This window comes from Amycolatopsis sp. CA-230715, assembly GCF_018736145.1.
Lineage (GTDB): Bacteria > Actinomycetota > Actinomycetes > Mycobacteriales > Pseudonocardiaceae > Amycolatopsis.
The window spans coordinates 794,790-815,906 of the sequence record NZ_CP059997.1; the positions used below are offsets into that span (position 1 = coordinate 794,790).

General features: G+C 71.4%; 22 protein-coding genes and 1 riboswitch. Of the genes, 6 read left to right on the plus strand and 16 right to left on the minus strand.

Going from position 1 to position 21,117, the window contains the following annotated elements; genetic code table 11:
* Positions 1-19: 19 nt before the first annotated feature.
* From HUW46_RS03810 to HUW46_RS03835, 6 genes are read right to left on the minus strand one after another with little or no spacing between them, the layout of a single operon-like run.
* Positions 20-1,042, minus strand: coding sequence for a WXG100 family type VII secretion target (locus HUW46_RS03810; RefSeq protein WP_215545946.1), 1,023 nt, complete (start codon positions 1,040-1,042; stop codon positions 20-22).
* Positions 1,042-1,356, minus strand: coding sequence for a type VII secretion target (locus tag HUW46_RS03815; protein WP_215545947.1), 315 nt, complete (start codon positions 1,354-1,356; stop codon positions 1,042-1,044). The genes HUW46_RS03810 and HUW46_RS03815 overlap by 1 nt, the downstream gene beginning before the upstream one ends.
* A gap of 3 nt (positions 1,357-1,359) precedes the next feature.
* The gene (locus HUW46_RS03820; protein ID WP_254125775.1) at positions 1,360-1,923 is read right to left on the minus strand and encodes a YbaB/EbfC family nucleoid-associated protein; all 564 of its coding nucleotides are present in this window, start codon (positions 1,921-1,923) and stop codon (positions 1,360-1,362) included.
* A 21-nt stretch (positions 1,924-1,944) separates the two neighbouring features.
* Positions 1,945-3,171, minus strand: coding sequence for a DUF6346 domain-containing protein (locus HUW46_RS03825; RefSeq protein ID WP_215545948.1), 1,227 nt, complete (start codon positions 3,169-3,171; stop codon positions 1,945-1,947).
* Between the two features lie 35 nt (positions 3,172-3,206).
* Positions 3,207-3,587 (minus strand): VOC family protein, encoded by a 381-nt coding sequence (locus HUW46_RS03830; RefSeq protein WP_215545949.1) that lies wholly within the window; start codon positions 3,585-3,587, stop codon positions 3,207-3,209.
* A gap of 45 nt (positions 3,588-3,632) precedes the next feature.
* Positions 3,633-4,493 carry a DMT family transporter gene (locus tag HUW46_RS03835; protein WP_215545950.1) on the minus strand — a complete coding sequence of 287 codons (861 nt, stop codon included), beginning with the start codon at positions 4,491-4,493 and terminating at the stop codon, positions 3,633-3,635.
* Positions 4,494-4,870: 377 nt separating this feature from the next.
* On the opposite strand from HUW46_RS03835, the gene rpsT reads away from it, so the two are divergent.
* The gene (gene rpsT / locus HUW46_RS03840; protein ID WP_215545951.1) at positions 4,871-5,131 is read left to right on the plus strand and encodes a 30S ribosomal protein S20; all 261 of its coding nucleotides are present in this window, start codon (positions 4,871-4,873) and stop codon (positions 5,129-5,131) included.
* A 90-nt stretch (positions 5,132-5,221) separates the two neighbouring features.
* Here the strand turns inward: rpsT and holA are convergent, their stop codons facing one another.
* Positions 5,222-6,202 carry a DNA polymerase III subunit delta gene (gene holA / locus HUW46_RS03845; RefSeq protein WP_215545952.1) on the minus strand — a complete coding sequence of 327 codons (981 nt, stop codon included), beginning with the start codon at positions 6,200-6,202 and terminating at the stop codon, positions 5,222-5,224.
* A gap of 128 nt (positions 6,203-6,330) precedes the next feature.
* Positions 6,331-6,463, plus strand: a riboswitch (SAM riboswitch).
* A 13-nt stretch (positions 6,464-6,476) separates the two neighbouring features.
* On the opposite strand from holA, the gene thrC reads away from it, so the two are divergent.
* Positions 6,477-7,733 carry a threonine synthase gene (gene thrC / locus HUW46_RS03850; RefSeq protein ID WP_215545953.1) on the plus strand — a complete coding sequence of 419 codons (1,257 nt, stop codon included), beginning with the start codon at positions 6,477-6,479 and terminating at the stop codon, positions 7,731-7,733.
* Between the two features lie 33 nt (positions 7,734-7,766).
* On the opposite strand, the gene HUW46_RS03855 is transcribed toward thrC, so the two are convergent.
* Positions 7,767-8,669, minus strand: a complete 903-nt coding sequence (locus HUW46_RS03855; protein ID WP_215545954.1) for a TIGR03854 family LLM class F420-dependent oxidoreductase — start codon at positions 8,667-8,669, stop codon at positions 7,767-7,769.
* Positions 8,670-8,904: 235 nt separating this feature from the next.
* Entirely contained in the window at positions 8,905-9,489 is a 585-nt protein-coding gene (locus HUW46_RS03860; protein WP_254125777.1) for a TetR/AcrR family transcriptional regulator, read from the minus strand.
* Positions 9,490-9,624: 135 nt separating this feature from the next.
* Here HUW46_RS03860 and HUW46_RS03865 point away from each other — a divergent pair, with 135 nt between their 5' ends.
* Positions 9,625-10,656: an aldo/keto reductase gene (locus HUW46_RS03865; RefSeq protein ID WP_215545956.1), complete on the plus strand. Its 1,032-nt coding sequence runs from the start codon at positions 9,625-9,627 to the stop codon at positions 10,654-10,656.
* 53 nt (positions 10,657-10,709) lie between these two features.
* On the plus strand, positions 10,710-11,579 hold the full coding sequence (locus tag HUW46_RS03870; RefSeq protein WP_215545957.1) for an LLM class flavin-dependent oxidoreductase: 870 nt from the start codon (positions 10,710-10,712) through the stop codon (positions 11,577-11,579).
* Positions 11,580-11,601: 22 nt separating this feature from the next.
* Here the strand turns inward: HUW46_RS03870 and HUW46_RS03875 are convergent, their stop codons facing one another.
* From HUW46_RS03875 to nadD, 7 genes are all read right to left on the minus strand, one after another.
* Entirely contained in the window at positions 11,602-14,007 is a 2,406-nt protein-coding gene (locus HUW46_RS03875) for a ComEC/Rec2 family competence protein (RefSeq protein WP_215545958.1), read from the minus strand.
* Positions 14,004-14,762: a ComEA family DNA-binding protein gene (locus tag HUW46_RS03880; protein ID WP_215545959.1), complete on the minus strand. Its 759-nt coding sequence runs from the start codon at positions 14,760-14,762 to the stop codon at positions 14,004-14,006. Before HUW46_RS03880 ends, HUW46_RS03875 begins: the two co-directional genes overlap by 4 nt.
* Positions 14,763-14,909: 147 nt before the next feature.
* Positions 14,910-15,755 carry a DegV family protein gene (locus HUW46_RS03885; protein ID WP_215545960.1) on the minus strand — a complete coding sequence of 282 codons (846 nt, stop codon included), beginning with the start codon at positions 15,753-15,755 and terminating at the stop codon, positions 14,910-14,912.
* A 10-nt stretch (positions 15,756-15,765) separates the two neighbouring features.
* A complete protein-coding gene (gene octT, locus HUW46_RS03890; RefSeq protein ID WP_215545961.1) occupies positions 15,766-16,494 on the minus strand; it encodes a diglucosylglycerate octanoyltransferase in 729 nt (242 codons plus the stop codon).
* A gap of 2 nt (positions 16,495-16,496) precedes the next feature.
* A complete protein-coding gene (locus HUW46_RS03895; RefSeq protein WP_215545962.1) occupies positions 16,497-17,111 on the minus strand; it encodes a histidine phosphatase family protein in 615 nt (204 codons plus the stop codon).
* Complete coding sequence (rsfS, locus tag HUW46_RS03900) at positions 17,108-17,512, minus strand: ribosome silencing factor (protein ID WP_215545963.1); 405 nt, start codon at positions 17,510-17,512, stop codon at positions 17,108-17,110. Before rsfS ends, HUW46_RS03895 begins: the two co-directional genes overlap by 4 nt.
* A gap of 49 nt (positions 17,513-17,561) precedes the next feature.
* Positions 17,562-18,176: a nicotinate-nucleotide adenylyltransferase gene (nadD, locus tag HUW46_RS03905; RefSeq protein ID WP_215545964.1), complete on the minus strand. Its 615-nt coding sequence runs from the start codon at positions 18,174-18,176 to the stop codon at positions 17,562-17,564.
* 304 nt (positions 18,177-18,480) lie between these two features.
* Here nadD and HUW46_RS03910 point away from each other — a divergent pair, with 304 nt between their 5' ends.
* Positions 18,481-20,586, plus strand: a complete 2,106-nt coding sequence (locus HUW46_RS03910) for a RecQ family ATP-dependent DNA helicase (RefSeq protein ID WP_215545965.1) — start codon at positions 18,481-18,483, stop codon at positions 20,584-20,586.
* A 64-nt stretch (positions 20,587-20,650) separates the two neighbouring features.
* Positions 20,651-21,040, plus strand: coding sequence for a hypothetical protein (locus HUW46_RS03915; protein ID WP_215545966.1), 390 nt, complete (start codon positions 20,651-20,653; stop codon positions 21,038-21,040).
* The last annotated feature ends 77 nt before the right edge of the window (positions 21,041-21,117 follow it).

The following is a 21,117-nucleotide window of genomic DNA, read 5'->3' on the forward strand; positions in this document are numbered from 1 at the left end:
CGACACGGCAGGTTCGGCCCTACGGCTTCTTCGCGGCGTCTTCCTTGGCGTCGTCGTAGTTCTCGTCCGCCTGCGCTTCTTCCTTCGCGCCTTCGTAGATGCCGGTGCGGGCGTAGTTCCCGGGGCTGAGCGTGTCCGAGAACCCGTCGCGGCCGCGCTTGGCGAACAGGTCGTCGGCCTTGTCGACGGCGGTCTTCACCGGGCCCGGCACGTGGTTCTTGATGGAGTCCTGCCACAGGCCCATGCGGCCCTCGACCTGGTTCATCAGCCTGCCGTTCTTCCCGGCGACCTTGCCGAGCGACTTGCCGGCCTTCCCCAGCCGCTGCGACATCTTCGCCAGCGCCTGCACGGCGCCGCGCAGCCTGCTGAAGCGGTTGAGGATGTTCGCGAGCTTCATCAGCATCTTCGAGATCTTGCCGACGATCTTGCCCGCGGTCGCCGCGCCACGGGCGACCGCCCAGCCGATGAACGCCCCGATCGACGCGCCGAAGGAGCACCAGCTCGTGGCGATCGCGGCAGCGGCGGCCACGATGATCTCCCCGATCACGTCCGCGATCAGGTCGCGGATGATCCCGCGCACGGTCGCGACGAGCTGACCGGAGCCCTGCAGCGACTGCGACACGCCGGTCGCCGCGCCGGACAGGGACCGGATCTCCTTCGCGATCTTGGTGGAGGACTCGCGGTACTTCGTGGCCGCGTCGCCCTTCCACGAGGTGATCTCCGATTTCACCGCGCTCTCGTAGTCGGTCGCGATCTGCTCCAGCTCCTTGCGGATGTCCTCGCCCCAGGTCACCGCGATCGCCTGGATGGCCTTGGGGTCACCGGCCAGGTCGTCGAGCGGTTCCTTGAGGAAGTCGAGGTGCTCGATCAGGTACCCGACGCCCGCGCTGGCGAGCGTGCCGAACGGGTTCCCGATGAACCCGAGCGCGTCCATGCCGAGCGCGAGCCCGTCCATGGCCCAGTCCTCGGGCTTGTTGATGTCCTGCACCGCCTGCCAGACGGTGTCGGCGGGGCCCGCCCCGTCCAGGTCGAAGTCCCCCATCATTCCTCCGTGTGCAGCGACTTGAGCAGTTGCTTGATCTCGTCTTCGATCTTTTCGTAGTGCTGGCCCGCGGCCTTGACGTCGGTGCCGAAGTCGGTGAAGGCGCTCGCGACGTCGGTCATCGCCTCCGCCGTCTGCGAGATCTGTTCGCGCGCGCTCGTCGAGAAGGCCTGGCCGATGATGCCGTAGGTCTCGATGCCGAGGTCGACGCCGGCGCCCTTCTTCGACGCCGCGTCCAAGCGGCCGCCGAGCTTCGACATGGTTCCCGAGTGGGTCGCCAGGTCGTCGGGTGTGGAATGGAATCCGTCAGGCATCGCTCACCTCATGATCGAGCCGCCGAAGGGCTCATCGTCGTCATCGTCGGCCGGGCGGGGACGCCGAGGCCTCGCGGGCGGAGCCGGGGGTGCCGGCGGGGCGGGCGGCGGCGGGGGCGCTTGCTGCTGCTCGTAGGCGGGCCGCAGCACCGGGGCCTGTTCGCCGGGCGCGGCGGGCTTCGGCTCGGCCTCCGGCTCCTCTTCCTGCTGCGCGGCCCCGATCTGCTCGCGGAGGAACTCCATCGCGTCCGAGTCGTCCCCGACCAGCGGTGTCACGGCCGCCTGGGTCTGGCCGGCGGCGTCGGCGTGCGCCTTCTGGATCGTCTGCTTGATCGCCGCCGCCAGCCGGTCGGGGCCGAGGCTCATCGCCTGCGGCGACAGCTCCAGGTTTTCGACCCTGCCGCCGGGGGCGAGCACCACCTTGACCGCGCCGTCCGGGCTCTCGGCCCGCGCGCGCATGTTCTTGATCTGTTCCTGCGCCTCCGCCGCGCGGCGCTGGATGTCGGCGATCTTGCCGGAGTAGTTCGCGAGCCACTCCTGCCCGACCGCCATGCCTTCCGAAGCCAAAGCTGCCCCTTTCCTCCCGGCCTACGACTGCGCGACGCCGGACCCGGTTCCCGCGGACGCGGAACTTTCTTCATGAATTTCGAGCAGCCGCTTCAGCCGCGCGTACTTGCTCTCGATGCTGCTCAGCCAGAGCACGCCGAGGCTGCCGAGCAGGATCGCATCGGTCAGCGCGGCGACCCAGACCAGTGCCGGCGCGGACGACGGCACGTGCTGCACCGCACGGATGATCGCCCACGCGGCGAGCCCGAGCAACGCGGCGCCGAACAAGGCGCTCGCGAAGACGTTCGACCGCGCCGACGAGCGGAGCCGCTCCAGATTCGCCGCCATCCGCTCGTCGGTCGGCTCCTCCCCGTCCAGGTCGGGGAGCAGGTAGTCCGGCCCGTGCTCGATCACCCTCGCGGCGTCACCGCGCGCGCTGGCGACGAAGAACAGGCAGAACACGGCGACGATGACGCCGAAGATCAGCACCGCGACGGTCGGCGGGTCGGCCAGCAGCGCCTGCCCGATCTGCGGCCACGGGGACTCGAAGCGCACCGCCCTCGGCGCGTCGTTGCGCGGCACGGTGGACAGGCTGACCAGCACGATCGCCAGCACGCACCAGCACGCGAGCAGGCGCAGCCGCCGCACGAGCCGCAGGTTCGGCACGGCCGCGCGCGCCGCGGGTCCGACCGGCCACTTCTCGTCCGCCTTCCGCGCGGCCTTGCTGACTTCGCGGCGGCGCGTGCCGGGATAGGGCTCGCTCCCCGTCGCGGGCGGGCGTTTCCGGACCGCGCCGTACACCACCAGCGGCAGCGCCAGCAGCACGACGATCAGCCCGCCCATGACCGGGAACGTCACGTCGGCGAAGCGCGCCGTGTCGTCGTTGCGGCCGAACACCGTCGCCGAACGGCGGCCGGGGTCGTACTGGTAGACGGGGACTTCGTGGCCAACGTCGGCGGGTGTCAGCTCCCCCGCCGGGAACTCGCGGTGCTCGGTCTTGCCGTCCGCCCAGCGGACCTCCGCGGCGCACTCGTAGGTGTAGCCGAACCCGCGCACGCTGACCGGCCCGTACTCCCGGCACGCGGTCACCGCGGCGGTGCCGACCTTGTCGACCGCGGGTCCGGACCCGGCCAGGTGATGACTCAGCGTGACGAGTCCGAGCCAGCCCGCCGCGAGGTAGAGCACCAGGAGGACCCCGAACAGAACCAGTCGCCCGAAGCGGGAGCTACCGGACGCAGCGGAGTTACCGGGCAAAGAGGTGTCGGACACGGGCGACAGCTTCGCACAGCGTCACCCGGATCCCGTCAGGGCTGGCGGACGTCCACGCGCAGGGGATGGTCGGCCGGGATCTCGACCAGCACGATCCGGGTGCCGTCGGGATCGGAGATCCAGGCTTCGCGCAGGCCCCACGGCTCGAGCCGCGCGCCGCGGTCCGGTTCGACGCCCTTGTCCGCCAGCTCGGCCAGCGCGTCGGCGAGGTCGCGCACCTGGAGCCACAGCGCGACGTCGGGGCTCGACCCGCCTTCGCCCTCTCCGACCACCTCGAGGAAACCTTGCCCGAGGAAGAACACCGTGCCCACCGGGAACTCGCGGTAGATCGCGAGCCCGAGCGTGTCGCGGTAGAAGGCGGTCGTCGTGTCCCGGTCACGGGGCTTCAGGAGCACCCGGCTGCTCAGCACCTGCATGGGCACATGCCTACCTGACGAGATGCGGGAACGCCCACCGGAGTGTCACGAAGCGGCGATCGCGGCGATGCCCGCGAGCACCACCACCGAGCCCGCGATCCGGCGCAGCGGGTTAGCCTCCTTCAGTACCAGCCACGCCGCCACCCCGCCGAACACGATGCTCAGCTCGCGGGCCGGGGCCACCAGGCTCACCGGCGCCATCTTCATCGCGAACAGCACGAGCACGTACGCGGCCGGAGAGAGCAGGCCGACCAGCAGGATCTCCTTCCGGTGCGCCCGCCACAGCTCGCGCGTGCGGTCGCCGCGCAGGGCGTGAGGCGCCAGCAGCGCGCTCTGCAGGACCGCGCCCGTCGCGAAGTACACCACCGGCGGCACCGCGAGCGCGTTGACGGCGTGGTCGTCCCACAGCGTGTAGGCCGCGATCGTGACCCCGGTCAGCAGGCCGTAGAAGATGCTGGTCCGCCTGGCCGCGCGGTCCACCTTCGCGCCGCCGGTGCCGATCACGATCACCCCGGCGATCACCAGCGCGGCACCGGCCAGCCCGAGCACACCGGGCCGCTCGCCGAGCACCAGCACGGCGGCCAGCACCGACAGCAGCGGACCGCTCCCCCGCGCCAGCGGGTACACCACGGAGAGATCGCCCACGTCGTAACCCCGCTGCAGGACGATGCCGTAGAGGACGTGCAGCACCGCGGTGACCGCGGCCGCGAGCAGCCAGCTCCACTGTGGACGGTCGTGGCCGAGCAGCACGACCGCGAGCCCGACGGGCGCGCAGACGATCCCGCTGATCGAGTAGTAGAGCCACACGAACCGCGCGCCACCGGAGGAAACCCGCTTCGCGGCGAGGTTCCAGAGCGCGTGGAGCACGGCGGCGACGAGAACGAAGGAAAGAGCGGTGCCCTGCACGAGAAGAACCCTTCTGTTTTCCGCGCACGCGAAAAACGGGTTCCTCCAGGCTTTTGTCCCGTCAGATGAACGACCGGTCCCGTCCCGGCCGATGGTGCCGCTCGGACCTGCCCCGCCGGGTCTTGTTGTGCTGGTGCGTCCCGCGGCGACCCGGCGGCGGAACCCTAGGCACTACGAAGATCACCGTACGCCTCTTCCCGCCCGGATGCCCAGCCCTCACCGCGAGCTGCCGGGAACGCCCTGGTAAGCTCGCTGACCGTTGCCGCGTGGCGTTCCGCAATGGAGGAAGCCCGCGCCCTCACCCGGTGCCACCGGACGAGGCCGGAGCCACGAAGACGCGGCGGCGAAACCCACCGAAGACGCAGGAGGAATGCCTCATGGCGAACATCAAGTCGCAGATGAAGCGCATCAAGACCAACGAGAAGTCGCGCCAGCGCAACCAGTCGATCAAGTCTTCGGTGAAGACGGCGATCCGCAAGTTCCGCGAGGCCGCCGCGGCCGGTGACAAGGACAAGGCCCTCGAGCTGCAGCGCGAAGCCGCGAAGAAGCTCGACAAGGCCGCCAGCAAGGGTGTCCTGCACCCGAACCAGGCCGCCAACAAGAAGTCGGCGATCGCGAAGCGCGCCAACGAGCTCTGAGCACCAGCTCGTCGTCGAAGCCCCGGCCACCCGGCCGGGGCTTCGCTGCGTTCGGGGATGCCGTTTTCCCGGTACCGCGGAGAAAGGCGGTCAGCGCTTGTCCTTGGCGGCGGCCAGTTCCAGGACGGCGCGTTCGAGCGCGTAGTCCGGGTTCGCCGCGGCGCCCTTCACCTCGGCGTTGAGCCTGGCCACGATCTGCATCGCGTCGGCGAGCCCGTCCTGGCCCCAGCCCCGCGACTGCCCTTGCGCCTTGCGGATCTTCCACGGCGGCATGCCCAGCTCACCGGCCATCTGGTTCGGATTGCCCCGGCCCGCCGCGGTCACCCTCGCGATCGTGCGCACCGCGTCCGCGAGCGCGTCGGCCACCAGGACGTGCGGCACCCCGATCTGCATCGCCCACCGCACCGATTCCAGCGCCGCCGACCGATCCCCGGCGACCGCCTTTTCCGCCACCGCGAAACCGGTCACGTCGGCACGGCCCCGGTGGTACCGGCGAACGGCTTCCTCGTCGATCCTGCCCCCGGTGTCCGCCACCAGCTGCGCCGAGGCCGACGCCAGCTCGCGCAGATCGGAGCCGACCGCGTCGATCAGGGCGAGCACGCCCGCGCCGTCGATCTTGCCGCCCGCCTGCCGGACTTCGTTGCGCACGAACGCTTCGCGCTCCGCTGGCTTCGTGATCTTCGCGCATTCGACGACCTCCGCCCCGGCCTTGCGGAGCGCGGGCGGCAACGCCTTGGCCGCCTTGCTCCGGCCGCCACCGCTGTGCACGACGACCAGCGTGACCCCGTCGGCCGGCTGCTTGAGGTAGGACAGCACGACGTCGGCGATCTCCTGCGAGACGTCCTGTGCCGATTCGAGCGCGATCACCCTGCCTTCGGCGAACAGCGACGGGCTGACCATCTCGAGCAGCGCGGGCGCTGTGAGTTCCGACACCCGCACCCTGGTCAGATCGGCGCTCGGATCGGCCATCCTCGCCGCCGAGAGCGCGCCGCGCACCGCGCGTTCGATCAGCAGCTCCTCCTCCCCGAGTACGAGGTGGAGCGGCGCGGGGGTGGCAGCGGGATCGGTCACTCCCCGATCCTCCCAGACCGCCGCGCTGGCGGGGAAAGCCACGCCGCCCGGTGTGGCGCGCCGCGAGCGCCATGTCGTACGGTGTAGCCGAGGCAGCCGCCCGATCGGGCGCGCCGACAACTGAACACCGCTCATCCAGAGGGGCAGAGGGAACGGCCCGATGAAGCCCCGGCAACCGGCGTCAGCCTGTCATCTCGATTCCGCGAGGTAGCTGACGAACACGGTGCCAATTCCGGCCCGCGTCAGCGGGACAGATGAGGAAAGGAACCTCGCGATGACCGCAGCCCTTGGCACGAAGCGCACCTTCGACCTCGGCCCCGCCGTGGAACTGGTGTCGAAGGAAGAAGGCCACCGCCAGCCGCTGGCCCCGGAGTTCGTGTCGGCGGAGGACTTTTCCCCGCTCGAGGTGGCCTACGACTTCGGCCGCGTCCGCCGCGAGGACATCGAGTCCGGTCCCAAGAACATCTGGCGCTACAAGAAACTCCTGCCGGTCCCCTCGAACGTCGAAGAGATCCCGAACACCGAGCCTGGCTGTACCAGGCTGGTCCGCGCGGACCGCCTCGCGAAGGCGCTCGGCGTCAAGCGGATCTGGGTGAAGGACGACACCGGCAACCCGACGCACTCGTTCAAGGACCGCGTCGTGGCCGTGGCGCTGGCCGCCGCCCGTGAGTTCGGGTTCGACGTGCTCGCCTGCCCGTCCACCGGGAACCTCGCGAACGCGGTCGGCGCCGCGGCGGCCAGGGCCGGCTGGGAATCGGTGGTGCTCATCCCCTCCAGCCTGGAGCGGGCGAAGATCCTGACCACCGCGGTCTACGACGGCGCGCTGATCGCGGTCGACGGCAACTACGACGACGTGAACCGGCTCGCCACGCAACTGGCCGCGGAGAACGAGAACTGGGCGTTCGTGAACGTGAACGTGCGCCCGTACTACTCCGAGGGCTCGAAGACGCTCGCCTTCGAGGTGGCCGAGCAGCTCGGCTGGCGCATCCCGGAGCAGATCGTCGTCCCGATCGCCTCCGGCTCGCAGCTGACCAAAGTGGACAAGGGTTTCCGCGAACTCGGGGAGCTCGGGCTCGTGGAAGCCAGCCCTTACAAGGTTTTCGGCGCGCAGGCGACCGGGTGCTCGCCGGTGTCGGCCGCGTTCCGCGCCGGGCACGACGTGGTGCAGCCGGTCAAGCCGGACACCATCGCGCGCTCGCTCGCGATCGGCAACCCCGCGGACGGCCCGTACGTGCTGGACACCGTGGCCCGCACCGGCGGCGCCATCGAGGACGTCAGCGACGAAGAGGTCGTCGAGGGCATCCGGCTGCTGGCCCGCACCGAAGGCATCTTCACCGAAACCGCGGGCGGCGTGACCGTCGCGACGGCCAAGAAGCTCATCGAAGCGGGCAAGATCGACCCCGACCAGGAAACCGTCCTGCTGATCACCGGTGACGGCCTGAAGACGCTGGACGCGCTGGACGGCAAGATCGGCCCGCGCGCGACGGTGGCGCCTTCGGCCGACGCCGTCCGCGCGGCGCTGGCGGGCTGACGCACGACCCCTGATCGGTCCACAGTGGACCGATCAGGGACTCAGTTTTTCCAACGGCGACAAGACCTCGGTGAACCGGTCGACGAACCGCTCGTACGGTTCCGTCTCGCCGGGGTAGACCACGAACTTGCTCAGCCCCGCGTCGATGTACTCCTCGATGAGGCCGCGCGCGGCCTCCCAGCTCCCGGGGACCAGCCGGGCCGGATCGATGCCCGCCGCCTGGCGGCGGATCGAGGCGGCGAACTCGCGGGGAAACCCGTCGGGCGAGACCACCAGGCTGATCCCGAAGTGATCGGCCTCGATCTCGCGCCCCGCCTCCGAGGCGGCCTCCTGGATCGCCTCCCGTCCCGCGCGGGCCTGCTCCGGGGTGATGAAGCTGGCGAGCCAGCCGTCCGCCAGCCTGCCGACGCGGCGCAGCGCGCCCGGGGCCTTTCCGCCGAGCCACAGGTCGAGCCGCTTCGGCCGCGCGGTGCCGAGGCTGACGTTCTCCACCTGGAAGAACTCCCCTTCGAAGGTCACGTCGTCCTGCTCCAGCAGCAACCGGATCAGGCGCAGCGACTCGTCGAACACCGCGGCACGGCGGCCTTCCGGCACGGGGAAGAGCCGGACTTCCTGCTCCCGCGCGGGTTTCAGGCCGAACACGGGCAGCACGCGCTTCGGGGCGAGCGCGGCGAGTGACGCGAGCTGCTTGGCGACCAGCACCGGATCCCGGCCGGGCAGCACCATCACCCCGGTACCGACTTTGAGGCGTTCCGTCCTGGCCAGTGCGTGCGTCATGCCGACCACCGGATCGACCCGCGGCGAGTACACCGCTTCCGGCAGCCAGAGCGAATCGATCCCGGCCCGCTCCAGCAGATCGACGTGCGCGCCGAAGTCCGCGATCGCCGCCCCGGTCGGCGTTCCGGCACCGAGCCTGATCTTGAGGTCCTCCGCCACGCCGTTCCCCTTCCGCTCACCGGGTTCAAGGCCTTCTCTCTAACCGAAATTCCGGCGTCGGACAAGAAAATCACCGGCGGGGCCGTACCAGGCCACTCTGGTAGGCCACGACGACGAGCTGGGTGCGGTCCCTGGCGTGCGGTCCCTGGCGTGCAGTTTGGTCATGGCGCGCTGGATGTGGGGACACGGTGCGGATGCCGTCGAGCAGCGCGTCCGCGGCGACGTCCTTTCCCGGTCAGGTGCGCAGCCCCGCGATGAGGAGTTCGACCAGCCGGCGCGCGTCGTAGCGGGAATCGTGCTCGGCGCCGATGCACAGGTTTCCGACGCCGCGCATGAGCTCGTAGGCGGCCACCCCGGAGCGGATCTCGCCCGAAGCGACCGCGGCGTCGAGCAGCCGGGTGCACACCGGCACGAGGCGGTCGAGGAAGTAGGCGTGCAACGTCTCGAATCCCGCGTTGTCGGACTGCAGCACGGCGGCGAGCCCGTGCTTGGTGACCAGGAAGTCGACGAAGAGATCGATCCACTGCCCGAGCGCGGCGTGCGGGGTTTCGCCCGCCTCCAGCAGAGCGGGCCCCGCCTCGGCCAGTGACTCGACCTGGTGCCGGTAGACGGCGATGATGAGATCCGCCCTGGTCGGGAAGTGGCGGTAGATCGTGCCCATCCCGACCCCCGCCTCGGCCGCGATGTCGCGCACCGGTGCTTCCACCCCCGACGCGACGAAGAGGGCGGCGGCCGCGTCGAGCAGCGTCTTCTCGTTGCGCCGGGCGTCCGCCCGCTTGGACCGGCCCGCGGGGCCCGCTTCCTCGTCGCTGTCGTGCACCGCGCCGTTCCTTCCACCGTCGACCTTGCGAAACGGAACACTGCTCCGTATTGTTAGCGGAGCGGCGTTCCGATTGCTCATGGTGGCAGAGCGGGACCTCGCGGCCAAACCACCCGTCTTCTGGAGGAACTCCGCATGCGGTACCGCACCCTCGGCCGCACCGGCGTACAAATCAGCTCCCTCACGCTCGGCGCGATGAACTTCGGCGCGATCGGCCGCACCAGCCAAGCCGAGGCGACCGCCATCGTCGACGCCGCCCTCGACGGCGGCATCAACGTCATCGACACCGCGGACAGGTACAGCGACGGCGAATCGGAAGAGATCGTCGGCAAGGCCATCGCAGGACGCCGCGATGACCTCGTGCTGGCAACGAAAGCGGGCATGCCCATGGGCGACGAGCGCAACCACCGCGGCGGTTCGCGCCGGTGGCTCGTCACCGAACTGGAGAACAGCCTGCGGCGCCTCGATGTCGACCACGTCGACCTCTACCAGGTCCACCGGTGGGACCCGGACACCAGCGACGAGGAAACGCTGTCGGCGCTGACCGATCTGCGGCGTGCCGGGAAGATCCGCTACTTCGGCTCGTCGACCTTCCCCGCGTACCGCATCGTGCAGGCGCGGTGGGCCGCCCGCGAGCACCACCTCGGCCGGTACGTCACCGAACAGCCCAGCTATTCGGTCCTGCAGCGCGGGATCGAAGCCCACGTGCTGCCCGTGACCGAGCAGTACGGGCTCGGCGTCCTGGTGTGGAGCCCGCTCGCTTCGGGCTGGCTGTCCGGCGCGATCCGCGCGGGCAAGGAGATCACCACCAACCGCGCGAAGTTCATGCCGAACCGCTTCGACACCAGTCTCCCCGCCAACCGGGCCAGGCTCGACGCCGTCGAGAAGCTGTCCGGGATCGCCGCCGAGGCCGGGGTGACCATGATCCAGCTCGCGCTGGGGTTCGTGACCGCGCATCCCGCCGTGACCAGCGCGATCATCGGCCCCCGCACGCTCGACCACCTCCGCTCGCACCTCGCCGCCGCCGACACCGTGCTCACCACCGATGTGCTCGACGCGATCGACACCGTCGTCGCCCCCGGCGTCGATCTGGCCGCGGACGAAAAGCACGACACCCCGCCCGCGCTGCTCGACGCGTCGTTGCGCCGCCGTCGCCCCAGTGCGTGACGGCCTCTGGGCCCGGGAAACCCCACCACTGTCCGGAAAGGACTATCACCGCCATGCCGAACACACCCCGGTTCGGGATCATGACCGCCCCGATGCAGGTCGGTTACGACGAGATCCTGCGCGTCTGGCGCGAAGCGGACGCGATCCCGGAAATCGAGCACGCCTGGCTGTTCGACCACCTCATGCCGATCGGCGGCGACCCCGACGGGCCGATCTTCGAAGGCTGGACGCTGCTTTCGGCACTCGCCGCGCAGACCCGGCGACTGCGCCTCGGCCTCCTCGTGACCAGCAACCGCTTCCGCCCGCCCGCCGTACTGGCCAAGATCGCCACGACCGTCGACATCGTGTCCGGCGGACGGCTCGACTTCGGAATCGGCGCGGGCTCGCGCCCCAGCCACCCGCTCGCCCGGCGCGAGTACGAAGCACACGGCCTCCCCTTCCACGACGCCGCCCACGCCGTGGAAAGCCTCGCCGAGGCGTGCGCGGTCATCCGTCGCTTGTGGACAGATACCGAACCGTTCGACGTCGAGGGCACCCACGTCCGGCTCACCGGCGCGTTCGGCAACCCGAAACCGGTCCAGCGCCCGCACCCGCCGATCCTCATCGGCGGGCGCTCGTCCGCCGTGCTGCGCGTGGCCGCTGAACACGCCGACCTGTGGAACATCCCCGGCGGCGACATCGACGACGCCCTCAGCCGCAGTGCGCTGCTCGACCGCTACTGCGGCGAGATCGGCCGCGATCCCGCCTCGATCGTCCGATCGATCCACCTCCCTGTTTCCTACGACCAGCCGAACACCACCCGGCACGCCATCGCCGAAGCGATCGACGCGGGCTTCGAGCACCTCGTCCTCGGACTGCCGTCGCCCTACCCCGCCGATGTCGCACGCTGGGTCGCCGACGAACTCATCCGCACCCCGGCCTAGCACCCGCGGGCGCTGGACCGGATCAGCGACGGCGGCCGGAGGCGTCCTGCCCGCGACGCACCAGCGCCGGACCCGACTCGTCCGCGACCACCGCCAGATCCCCGTCGGTGTCGGTGCGGCCGACCAGCGCGCCCATTCCGGCCAGTTCGTCCACAGTGGACTTACTCGGGTGGCCGTAGGTGTTGCCCGCACCGACGCTGACCACCGCCACCCTCGCCCCCGTCTCCGCCAGGAACCGCGGAACCGAGTAGCGCGAACCGTGGTGCGGCACCTTCAGGACGTCGGCGTGCAGAGCGGCACCGTCGGCGAGCAGATCGCCCTGTGCCGCCAGTTCGACGTCCCCGGTGAGCAACACGGTGCCCGCCGCGGTCGCCGCACGCACCACGACGGAGGTGTTGTTGATCCCGGTGCCGTCCGGCTCCACCCGGGGCCGCTCCGGGACGAAACGCGGCCCGATCACGTCGAGGGCGAGCCCCGGCCAATCCAGGTGCTGTCCCGTCGCCAGGTCGAGCAGCGGAACACCGTGCTTCGCCGCCGTTTCCGCCACCTGGCGCCACGCCCACGGCGGTGACCGTCCCGGCCCGATCGCCACGGCACCGACCGAACGCCCCTCGAACACCGAGGCGAGCCCGCCGATGTGATCGGCGTGCAGGTGGCTCAGCACCACCAGCGGGACCCTGTCGACGCCGAGCGCGTCGAGGCAGCGGTCGACCGGGCCCGGTTCCGGCCCGGTGTCCACCACCACGGCCCTGCCTGGCTCGGCAGTGGCGAGCACCTCGGCGTCGCCCTGGCCCACGTCGCACGCCGCCATCGCCCAGCCCGACGGCGGCCACGCGGGGGCGATCACCCTCGGCGTGACGACCACCAGCAGCACACAGGCCAGCGCGACCGCGAGGAGGAGCCGCAGTCCTCGCGACCGGAAGGCCAGCGCGATCGTCACGAGCACGACGACCGCGAGCAGGCCACCCCACCAGCCCGACGGCCACGGCACCACGGCGTCGGGTATCGCGGCACCGTGCCTGGCGACGGTGATGAGCCAGTCCGCCTCCGGCCCGGCGAGGTGCGCGAAGGCTTCACCGCCCCACGGCCACACCATGGCCGTCAGCGTGGCGAGCACCCCGAACACGGTGGCGGGTGCGACCACGGGCGCGGCCATGATGTTCGCCAGCACCGACACGACGCTGACGGTGCCGACCATCCCGGCCAGGACGGGCGCCGTGACGACGAACGCGGCGAGCGGGACCGCGATGCCGTCGGCGAACCCCGGTGGCACCCCGCGCCGGACCAGTGCCGCCGACCAGCGCGGTGCCAGCAGGACCAGTCCGGCGGTGGCCGCGACCGACAGGGCGAAACCGAGGTCGACCGCCATCGCGGGATCCCAGGCGATCAGCACGCACACGGTCGTCGCGAGCGCGGGCAACGCCGAGCGCTTCCTGCCCAGTGCCAACGCGAGCAGACCGACCGCGCCCATCGCACCGGCCCGCAGGACGCTGGGCTCCGGACCGGCAAGCACCACGAACCCGACGAGCGTGAACCCGGCCGCGACCGCACTGAGCCGCGGTCCGAGCCGGCACGCCCGGAGCACGATCAGCACCGCGCCGCACACGATGGCGAGGTTGCTGCCGCTCACCGCGGTGAGGTGCGACATCCCGGCATCGGTGAACTCGGTCCGCACCCGTTCCGGGAGACCGGCCGTGTCCCCGGTGACCAGACCCGGCACCAACCCCGCCGGTTCCTCGTCGAGCACCGCGCAGGCCTCGCGCAACCCGGCGCGAAGCTCCTCGGCGCCGCGTTGCCACCACGGTGCCTTGCTGGCGTCCGCCGGGGGCCCGCGAACGAGCACCGCGGCGACGGTGAGGTCGTGGCCGCGCGGCGGCGCGAGCGATCCGGTGAGCGTCACCTCCTGTCCGGGCAGCACTGCCGCCCACGAATCGAACGGACCGATCAGCACGACGCGGCCGGCCGAACCGGCGTCCTGACCGTCCACAATGGCCTGATCCACGTCCGCGGCGAGGACGACGGACCGCGCACCGGCGCGCTGCCCGGCATAACCCGCGCTCCGCACCGGCCGCGGCCGCTCGGCGATCGTCACCCGCAGCGTCGCACCGGCCGAGCGCGCGGCCGCGGCCCGCAGCGGGTCGTGCTCGGACTCGCCGAACCACAGCGCCATCGGGCACGCCACGACGAAGGCGGCAGCCAGCAACGCCACCATCCCCGCTTTCCACCGCGCGCTGAGCGCCCGCCTGCCGCACACCAGAACCGCCACCGCCGCGAGGGCCACGCCCCCGCCGCAGACGATCGCCGTCCACCAGCCGCACAGCAACCCGAACAGCGCGCCGAGCCACAGCACGACCGCGGCCGGCACCAGTCGTGCGTCCTGTTTGGACGGAGGGACGACAGCGCGCTCGTCCTCCGGTATTCGGCTCATGACACGGTCACCTGATCGCGCAACCGGGAGAACTTGGTCTCCCCGATACCGTCGACTTCGCGGAGTTGCTCGACCGCGGTGAACCCGCCGTGCTGGGTCCGCCAGTCGATGATCCGTTTCGCCGTGACCGCACCGACTCCGGAAAGCCCGTCCAGCTCTTCCACGGTCGCGCTGTTCAGGTTGACCTTGCCGCCGGGCGCCCCCGCCGGGGACCCGGCCACCGCGGGCGCCGCGGGCCCGCCGACGACGATCTGCTCACCGTCGGCCAAGCGCCGCGCCAGGTTGACCCCGGTGAGGTCGGTACCGGGCAGCGCACCACCCGCGGCGCGGACCGCGTCGGCGGCCCTCGCGCCCGCCGGCAGCGTGACCAGGCCCGGCGCGCTCACCTTGCCCACGACGCTGACCACGATCGGGCCTCCTGGCCGCTCGCTCGGCCGATCCGCGCCCGGCGACCGCGCTGCCTCCTTCGCGGCCGGGAGGACCGGCGCGTGCTCCGGCCCCGGTGCCCCGGCCGTGACCAGCACGATCACCACCACGGCCACGACAAGGCAAGCGGCGGCGCCCGCCGCCACGAGACCGCGCCGCCTGCGCGTCCAGTACCCGTTCGTCAACGATTCCGGGACCCATCGCTCCACCAACCTCCCTCTCGCGTGCCCGCCGCCCGCGGCGACCTCAAGCCCCGCCGCCTGCCTCGCCAGCTGGGCCAGCCGGGTGCTGGGTGCGGCGCCTTGGCCGCCGGACGGTCGCTCGAACACGCATTCGACGTTAGGGCGCGGCGAAGACGCGGGACAGGGAAGAATCGACGCGCTGTGGACAACCGCCCCGGTGTGGACAACTCGGCTGGGCAGGGCCTCCGGACGCGCGGTTCCGTCGTGGGTATGTGAGAAGCTGCCGGGTTCGGGCTACCGCGCTCGTTGCACGACGACGCCGAGCACCCCCGGACCGGTGTGGGCCCCGATCACGGCGCCGACCTCGGAAACGAGGCAGCCTTCCCGGCACCGGATGCGGCTTTCGAGATCGTTCGCCAGCGCGACCGCCCGCTCCGGGGACGCCAGGTGGTGCACGGCGAGCTCGACCTCCTCCCCCGCCGCGGCGGCCACCGCGAGATCGACGAGCCTGCCCATCGCCCGGTTCATCGTCCGCACCTTCTCCAGCGGCAGGATGCGGCCTTCGTCCATGTGCAGCAACGGTTTCACGGCCAGCGCGGTCCCGAGCAGCGCGGCCGCGGGACCGATCCTCCCGCCGCGCCGAAGGTGTTCGAGGGTCTCCACCACGAACAAGGTTTCCGCCCGGCGCGCGGCCGCCGTCGCCGCGGCCTCCACCTCGATCGCCGGCGCACCGCCCGCCGCCGAGGTCGCGGCGTGCAGTGCCGCGAACCCGAGTCCCATCGCGGTGCTCCTGGAGTCCACGACCCGGACCCGGTCGGGGCCGACCTCCTGCGCGGCCAGTACCGCCGACTCCCAGGTGCCCGAGATCTGCTTCGACAGGTGGATCGACACCACCTCGTCGGCACCGTCGTCGAGCGCTTTCCGGAACGCGTCGGCGAATTCCGCGGGAGTCGGGCGCGAGGTGGTGACGATGCGGCGCTGTCCGAGCGCCTCGGCCAAGGTGGACGGTCCGATGTCGATTCCGTCGAGCGCGGCTTCGCCGTCGATCAGCACGTGCAGCGGAACCACGCGGATCCCGTACCGGTCGGCAAAGCCCTCCGGCAGGTGGGAGGTGGAATCCGTGATGACGGCGACCGGCACGCTGGTCAGCCTACGTGCCGACCGCGCCGAGACGGGGGACCAGCAGCTCGGCCATCGCGGTGCCGACGGCGTGGTGCCCCGCCCAGCCCCAGTGCATCCCGTCCGGGTTCCCGTGCCCGCCAAGGACATGCGGCCCGACCACCTCGGCGAGATCCAGCAACGGCACCGCGACACGCGCGGCCCACGCCGTCATCGCCGCGACGGCGCCCGCGCGCGCGGTGTGGACGTACCCGTACGAAGCCGCCCGGTGCACGCTCGGCAGCATGCCCACGATCGGCAGCTCCGGCCGCAGCGCGCGCAACGCGGTCACGGCGCGGTCGAGGTAGCGCACCGTGAGATGCGCGGGCAGCACCGCGGGACGGCCCCTGGTCGCGATGGCGAGGCGCGGCTGCGCGTGCTGGTAGGCGCTGCGGACCGCGCCGCGCAACCGGTCCGGCCGCAGGTACCGCAACCCGATCCGGAGGTAGGTGGGCAACGGCGAGGGCAGGGTGTCCATGCTCCCCACGGCGAACAGCACCGCGTCCACCCGGTGCAGATCCGCCCACACCCGGGGGTCGCCGGTCAGCGACCACCACGCGTCACGCGCGTTCCAGCCGATGCCGGCCACGAGATCCGCCGTGCCACCGAGCCCGGCCGCCGCGACGTTCGGCCACAGCCGCTCGTCGTCGGCGGCGTGGGCGCCGTCGGGCCCGTGGAAGCTCAACGAGTCACCGAACACGAGCAGCCGAGGCCCCGCCATGCTCAGCCGGTCATTCCCGCGTTGTAGACGTGCAGGCGCCAATCGTCGTCGCGCAGCGCGAGTTCGACCCAATGGCAGTTGCCGACGCCACCGAGGGACGGCCACACCTCGACGGGAAGCCCCATCAGGCGCGCGGTGAGCGCGATGATCAGCCCGCCGTGGGTGGCCAGCAGGACCGTCTCCCCGCAGTCCTCGCCCGACCGGCGGAGGTCTTCGACGACGGCGTAGGCGCGTTCGGCGACCTCGACCCTGGCTTCGCCCCCCGGCGGTGCCCACGTTTCGTCGCGGCGCCACCGCTCGCGGTCACCCGGCCAGCCCGCGTCGACCTCGACACCGGTGAGGCCCTGCCATTCACCGAGGTGGGTTTCGCGAAGGCGCTTGTCGATCCGCAGCGGGACACCGGTTGACTCGGCGAAGACGGTCGCGGTGTCGGTCGCGCGCTTGAGGTCCGAGGCGATGACGAGCGCGGGATCGAACCTGGCGAGTGCGGGAACGGCGAAGCGGGCCTGGTTCCAGCCGACCGGGGTGAGCGACGAGTCGATGTGCCCCTGCATCCGCTTGGTGGCGTTGTAGTCGGTCTCCCCGTGCCGCCAGAGCACCAGCCGCCGCAGGGTCACCGCGCCTCGTCCGTCTGCTCGTCTTCGGCTTCGCCGTTCTCCTCGAGACCGTCGACCTCGATCCGGGGGCAGTCCTTCCACAGCCGTTCCAGCCCGTAGAACGAGCGCTCCTCGGTGTGCTGGACGTGCACGACGACGTCGACGTAGTCGAGCAGCACCCACCGGCCTTCCCGCGCGCCTTCGCGGCGGACCGGCTTGTGGCCCGCGATCCGCAGCTGCTCCTCGACGTTGTCGACGATGGCGCCGACCTGCCGCTCGTTGGGGGCGGAGGCGATGACGAACGCGTCGGTGATGACCAGCTGGTCGGACACGTCCAGCACGACCACGTCGCTGGCCTTCTTGTCCGCCGCCGCGTGTGCGGCCGCGGTCGCCAGGTCTCGTGCTTCGGACGTCGCTGCCACAGTGCTCCCTCGGTGTCGATATACGCCTGACGAGGGTACCCGGCGCTTCCTACCTGCTCTCCGAGGAGTCCGGCTCCTCATCGCGGTAGAGCCGGCGCTTGTCGATGTATCGCACGACGCCGTCCGGGACGAGGTACCAGACCGGTTCGCCGTTGCGGGCCCGTTCGCGGCACGCGGTCGACGAAATCGCCATCGCGGTGACCTCGACCAGGCTCACCTTCCCGCTCGGCAGGTGGCCGTCGTTGAGGCGGTACCCGGGCCGGGTGACCCCGATGAAATGGGCGTAGGTGAACAGATCCTCGGCGTTGCGCCAGGTCAGGATCTGCTCGAGCGCGTCGGCACCGGTGATGAAGAACAGTTCGTCGTCCGGGTACTCGGCGTGGAGGTCGCGCAGGGTGTCGACGGTGTAGGTCTGGCCCCCGCGGTCGATGTCGACCCTGCTGACCGAGAACACCGGGTTGGACGCGGTCGCGATCACGGTCATCAGGTACCGGTCCTCGGCGCGCGTGACCTCGCGCGCCGCCTTCTGCCACGGCTGACCGGTCGGCACGAAGATCACTTCGTCCAGCCCGAACCGCGCCTGTACTTCGCTGGCCGCGACCAGGTGTCCGTGATGCACGGGGTCGAAGGTGCCGCCCATGACCCCGATGCGGCGTGGTGACATGGCTCAGGAGCCTAATACGCGCCGTCGCACCACGACCGAGGAGAGACGCGGTGCGCGGATCGGCCTCCCGCTCCCCGGCAAGGGATCCGCGCACCGCGCCTGCCCGAGCGGACGAGGGGTACCGCCGGGCGCCGGTCACTCCCCCGCGAGTGCCGGCTCACGGGTGTTGACCACCGCGCGCCGCGGCCATGACGCCACCTTTGAATGTGACCTGAGTCACATTCGACCGCACGAACGGACCGTTCGTACGAGTTCGGGCCCCGTGGCCGCCGCGTTGTCGGCGCGATGCGGTAGAGCTGTCGGCGTGGGAAACGAAGCACTCCGCGAACGGGCAGAAGTCCTCCTGCGCGCACTGGCAGGTGAGTCCGCGACGCTGCGCGAAGACCAGTGGACGGCCATCGAGGCGCTCGTGGCCGAGCATCGGCGCGCGCTCGTCGTCCAGCGCACGGGATGGGGGAAGTCGGCGGTCTACTTCCTCGCGACGGCGTTGCTGCGGGAGCGGGGCGCCGGGCCGACCGTGATCGTGTCCCCGCTGCTCGCGCTCATGCGCAACCAGATCGCGGCCGCGGGCAGGGCCGGCATCCACGCGGCCACGATCAACTCGGCCAACCCGCAGGAGTGGGACACCGTGCAGGCGACGGTGGCGGCCGGCGAGATCGACGTGCTGCTGGTGAGCCCCGAGCGGCTCAACAACCCCGACTTCCGGGACACCGTGCTGCCCAAGCTGACCGCGTCGGCCGGGCTGCTCGTGGTGGACGAGGCGCACTGCATCTCGGACTGGGGCCACGACTTCCGGCCCGACTACCGGCGGCTGCGCACGCTGCTGGCCGAGCTGCCGTCCGGGGTGCCGGTGCTGGCCACCACGGCGACCGCGAACGACAGGGTCGCCACCGACGTGGCCGAGCAGCTCGGGATCGGGGACGGCGCGGAGACGCTCGTGCTGCGCGGCCCGCTCGACAGGGAGAGCCTGCGGCTTTCCGTCGTCGACGTGCCCACCGCCGAGGCCAGGCTCGCCTGGCTGGCCGAGCACCTCGGCGAGCTGCCCGGTTCGGGCATCATCTACACGCTCACCGTCGCGGCGGCGCACGATATCGCCGCGCTGCTCACCGAGCGCGGGTACCCGGTCACCGCGTACACCGGGAAGACCGAGCCCGCCGAGCGCGAGGCGGCCGAAGACGATCTGCTGGCGAACCGCGTCAAGGCGCTCATCGCGACTTCCGCACTGGGCATGGGCTTCGACAAACCCGATCTCGGCTTCGTGGTGCACGTCGGCGCGCCGTCCTCCCCGATCGCCTACTACCAGCAGGTCGGCCGTGCCGGCCGCGGAGTGGAGCGCGCGGAGGTGGTGCTGCTGCCCGGCAAGGAGGACGCCGAGATCTGGCGCTATTTCAACTCGCTCGCCTTCCCCGACGAGCGGCGCGTCGATCAGGTGCTCGACGCGCTCGGGCACGCCGATCGGCCGCGGTCGACGGTCGCGCTGGAGCCCGTCGTCGAGCTGTCCCGGTCCCGGCTCGAAATGGTGCTCAAGGTGCTCGACGTGGACGGCGCGGTCCGGCGGGTGAAGGGCGGCTGGGAATCGACGGGCGTGCCGTGGGAGTACGACCGCGAACGGTACGCACGGGTCAATCGGGCCCGCGACGCCGAGCAGGGCGCGATGCTGACCTACCAGTCCACATCGGACTGCCGGATGGAGTTCCTGTTGCGGCAGCTGGACGATCCGCACGCGGCACCGTGCGGACGCTGTGACAACTGCACCGGGGAGCGGCGTTCGGCGGCGGTGTCGGAGTCGGTGGTCACCGAAACCGGGGAACGGCTGCAGCGGCCCGGTGTCGTGGTCGCGCCGCGCCGCCAGTGGCCGAGCGGCCTCGCCACCTTGGACGTGCCGTTGTCGGGGCGGATCGCGAAGGAGGAGCAGACCGAGCCCGGCCGCGTGCTCGGGCGGCTGACCGATGTCGGCTGGGGCGGGCGTCTTCGCGAGCTCGTCGGCGCCACGGCGGGTGACGGCGCGGTACCCGACTCGGTGTTCCAGGCCTGCGTGACGGTGCTGGCTTCGTGGGACTGGGCGAAACGCCCGGCCGCCGTCGTCGCGATGCCGTCGCGGACGCGGCCGCGGCTCACCGGCGAACTGGCGCGCCGGCTCGCGCAGATCGGCCGCCTCGAGTTCCTCGGCACGCTGGAAACCGGGGACGGCCCGCCCCGGCGGGCGAACAGCGCGCAGCGGGTGGCGGACCTGTGGACCACGTTGACGGCACCGCCGGACCTGACATCCGCGTTGTCCACTGTGGAGGGTCCGGTACTGCTCGTCGACGACGTGGTGGACACCGGCTGGACGATGGCCATGGGCGCACGGCTCCTGCGGCGCGCGGGCGCGGAGGGGGTGCTGCCCTTCGCACTGGCCGGAACGTCCTGAGTGGCGCGTCCCTGGTGGAGCGCCCTTGGTGGAATCCGGCGCGCGGTTTTGCTTCCATACCGGTGTGCAGACATCACGGAGCCTCAAGGTCTTGGCCGGCCTGGTGGTCGTGCTCGGCATCGTGGTCGCGGGTTCGTTCGTGTTCGCGGGCCAGACGGTGGTGAGCGAGACTTCGGCACCCGGTGCCGCGGGTGACCGCGCCCAGAACGTGCTGGACGTGGTCGTGGTCCGGAACGATCGGTTGTTCGGCCTCGCCCCGTCCTACGACCTCCGCGTCGGGACCGGCGTGATCATGAGCCGGTCCCCGCTGGCCCTGTGCGGGGAACCGGTGGCGGTGGACGAGCCGACGGTCTCGAACTCGGCGCGGACGCCCGACGGTGGTGTGGTGGTCACGCTCGGTTCCGGGGCCACGCGGACGTTCTCCGCGACGACCGTGCAAGCCTCCTGCGGCTGAGCCCCGCCGCTGGGGCGCAGCCCCGTTCACATCGCGAACGATCTTCCTGTTCGCGGTGCGGTGTGGCAGTGTTCGGG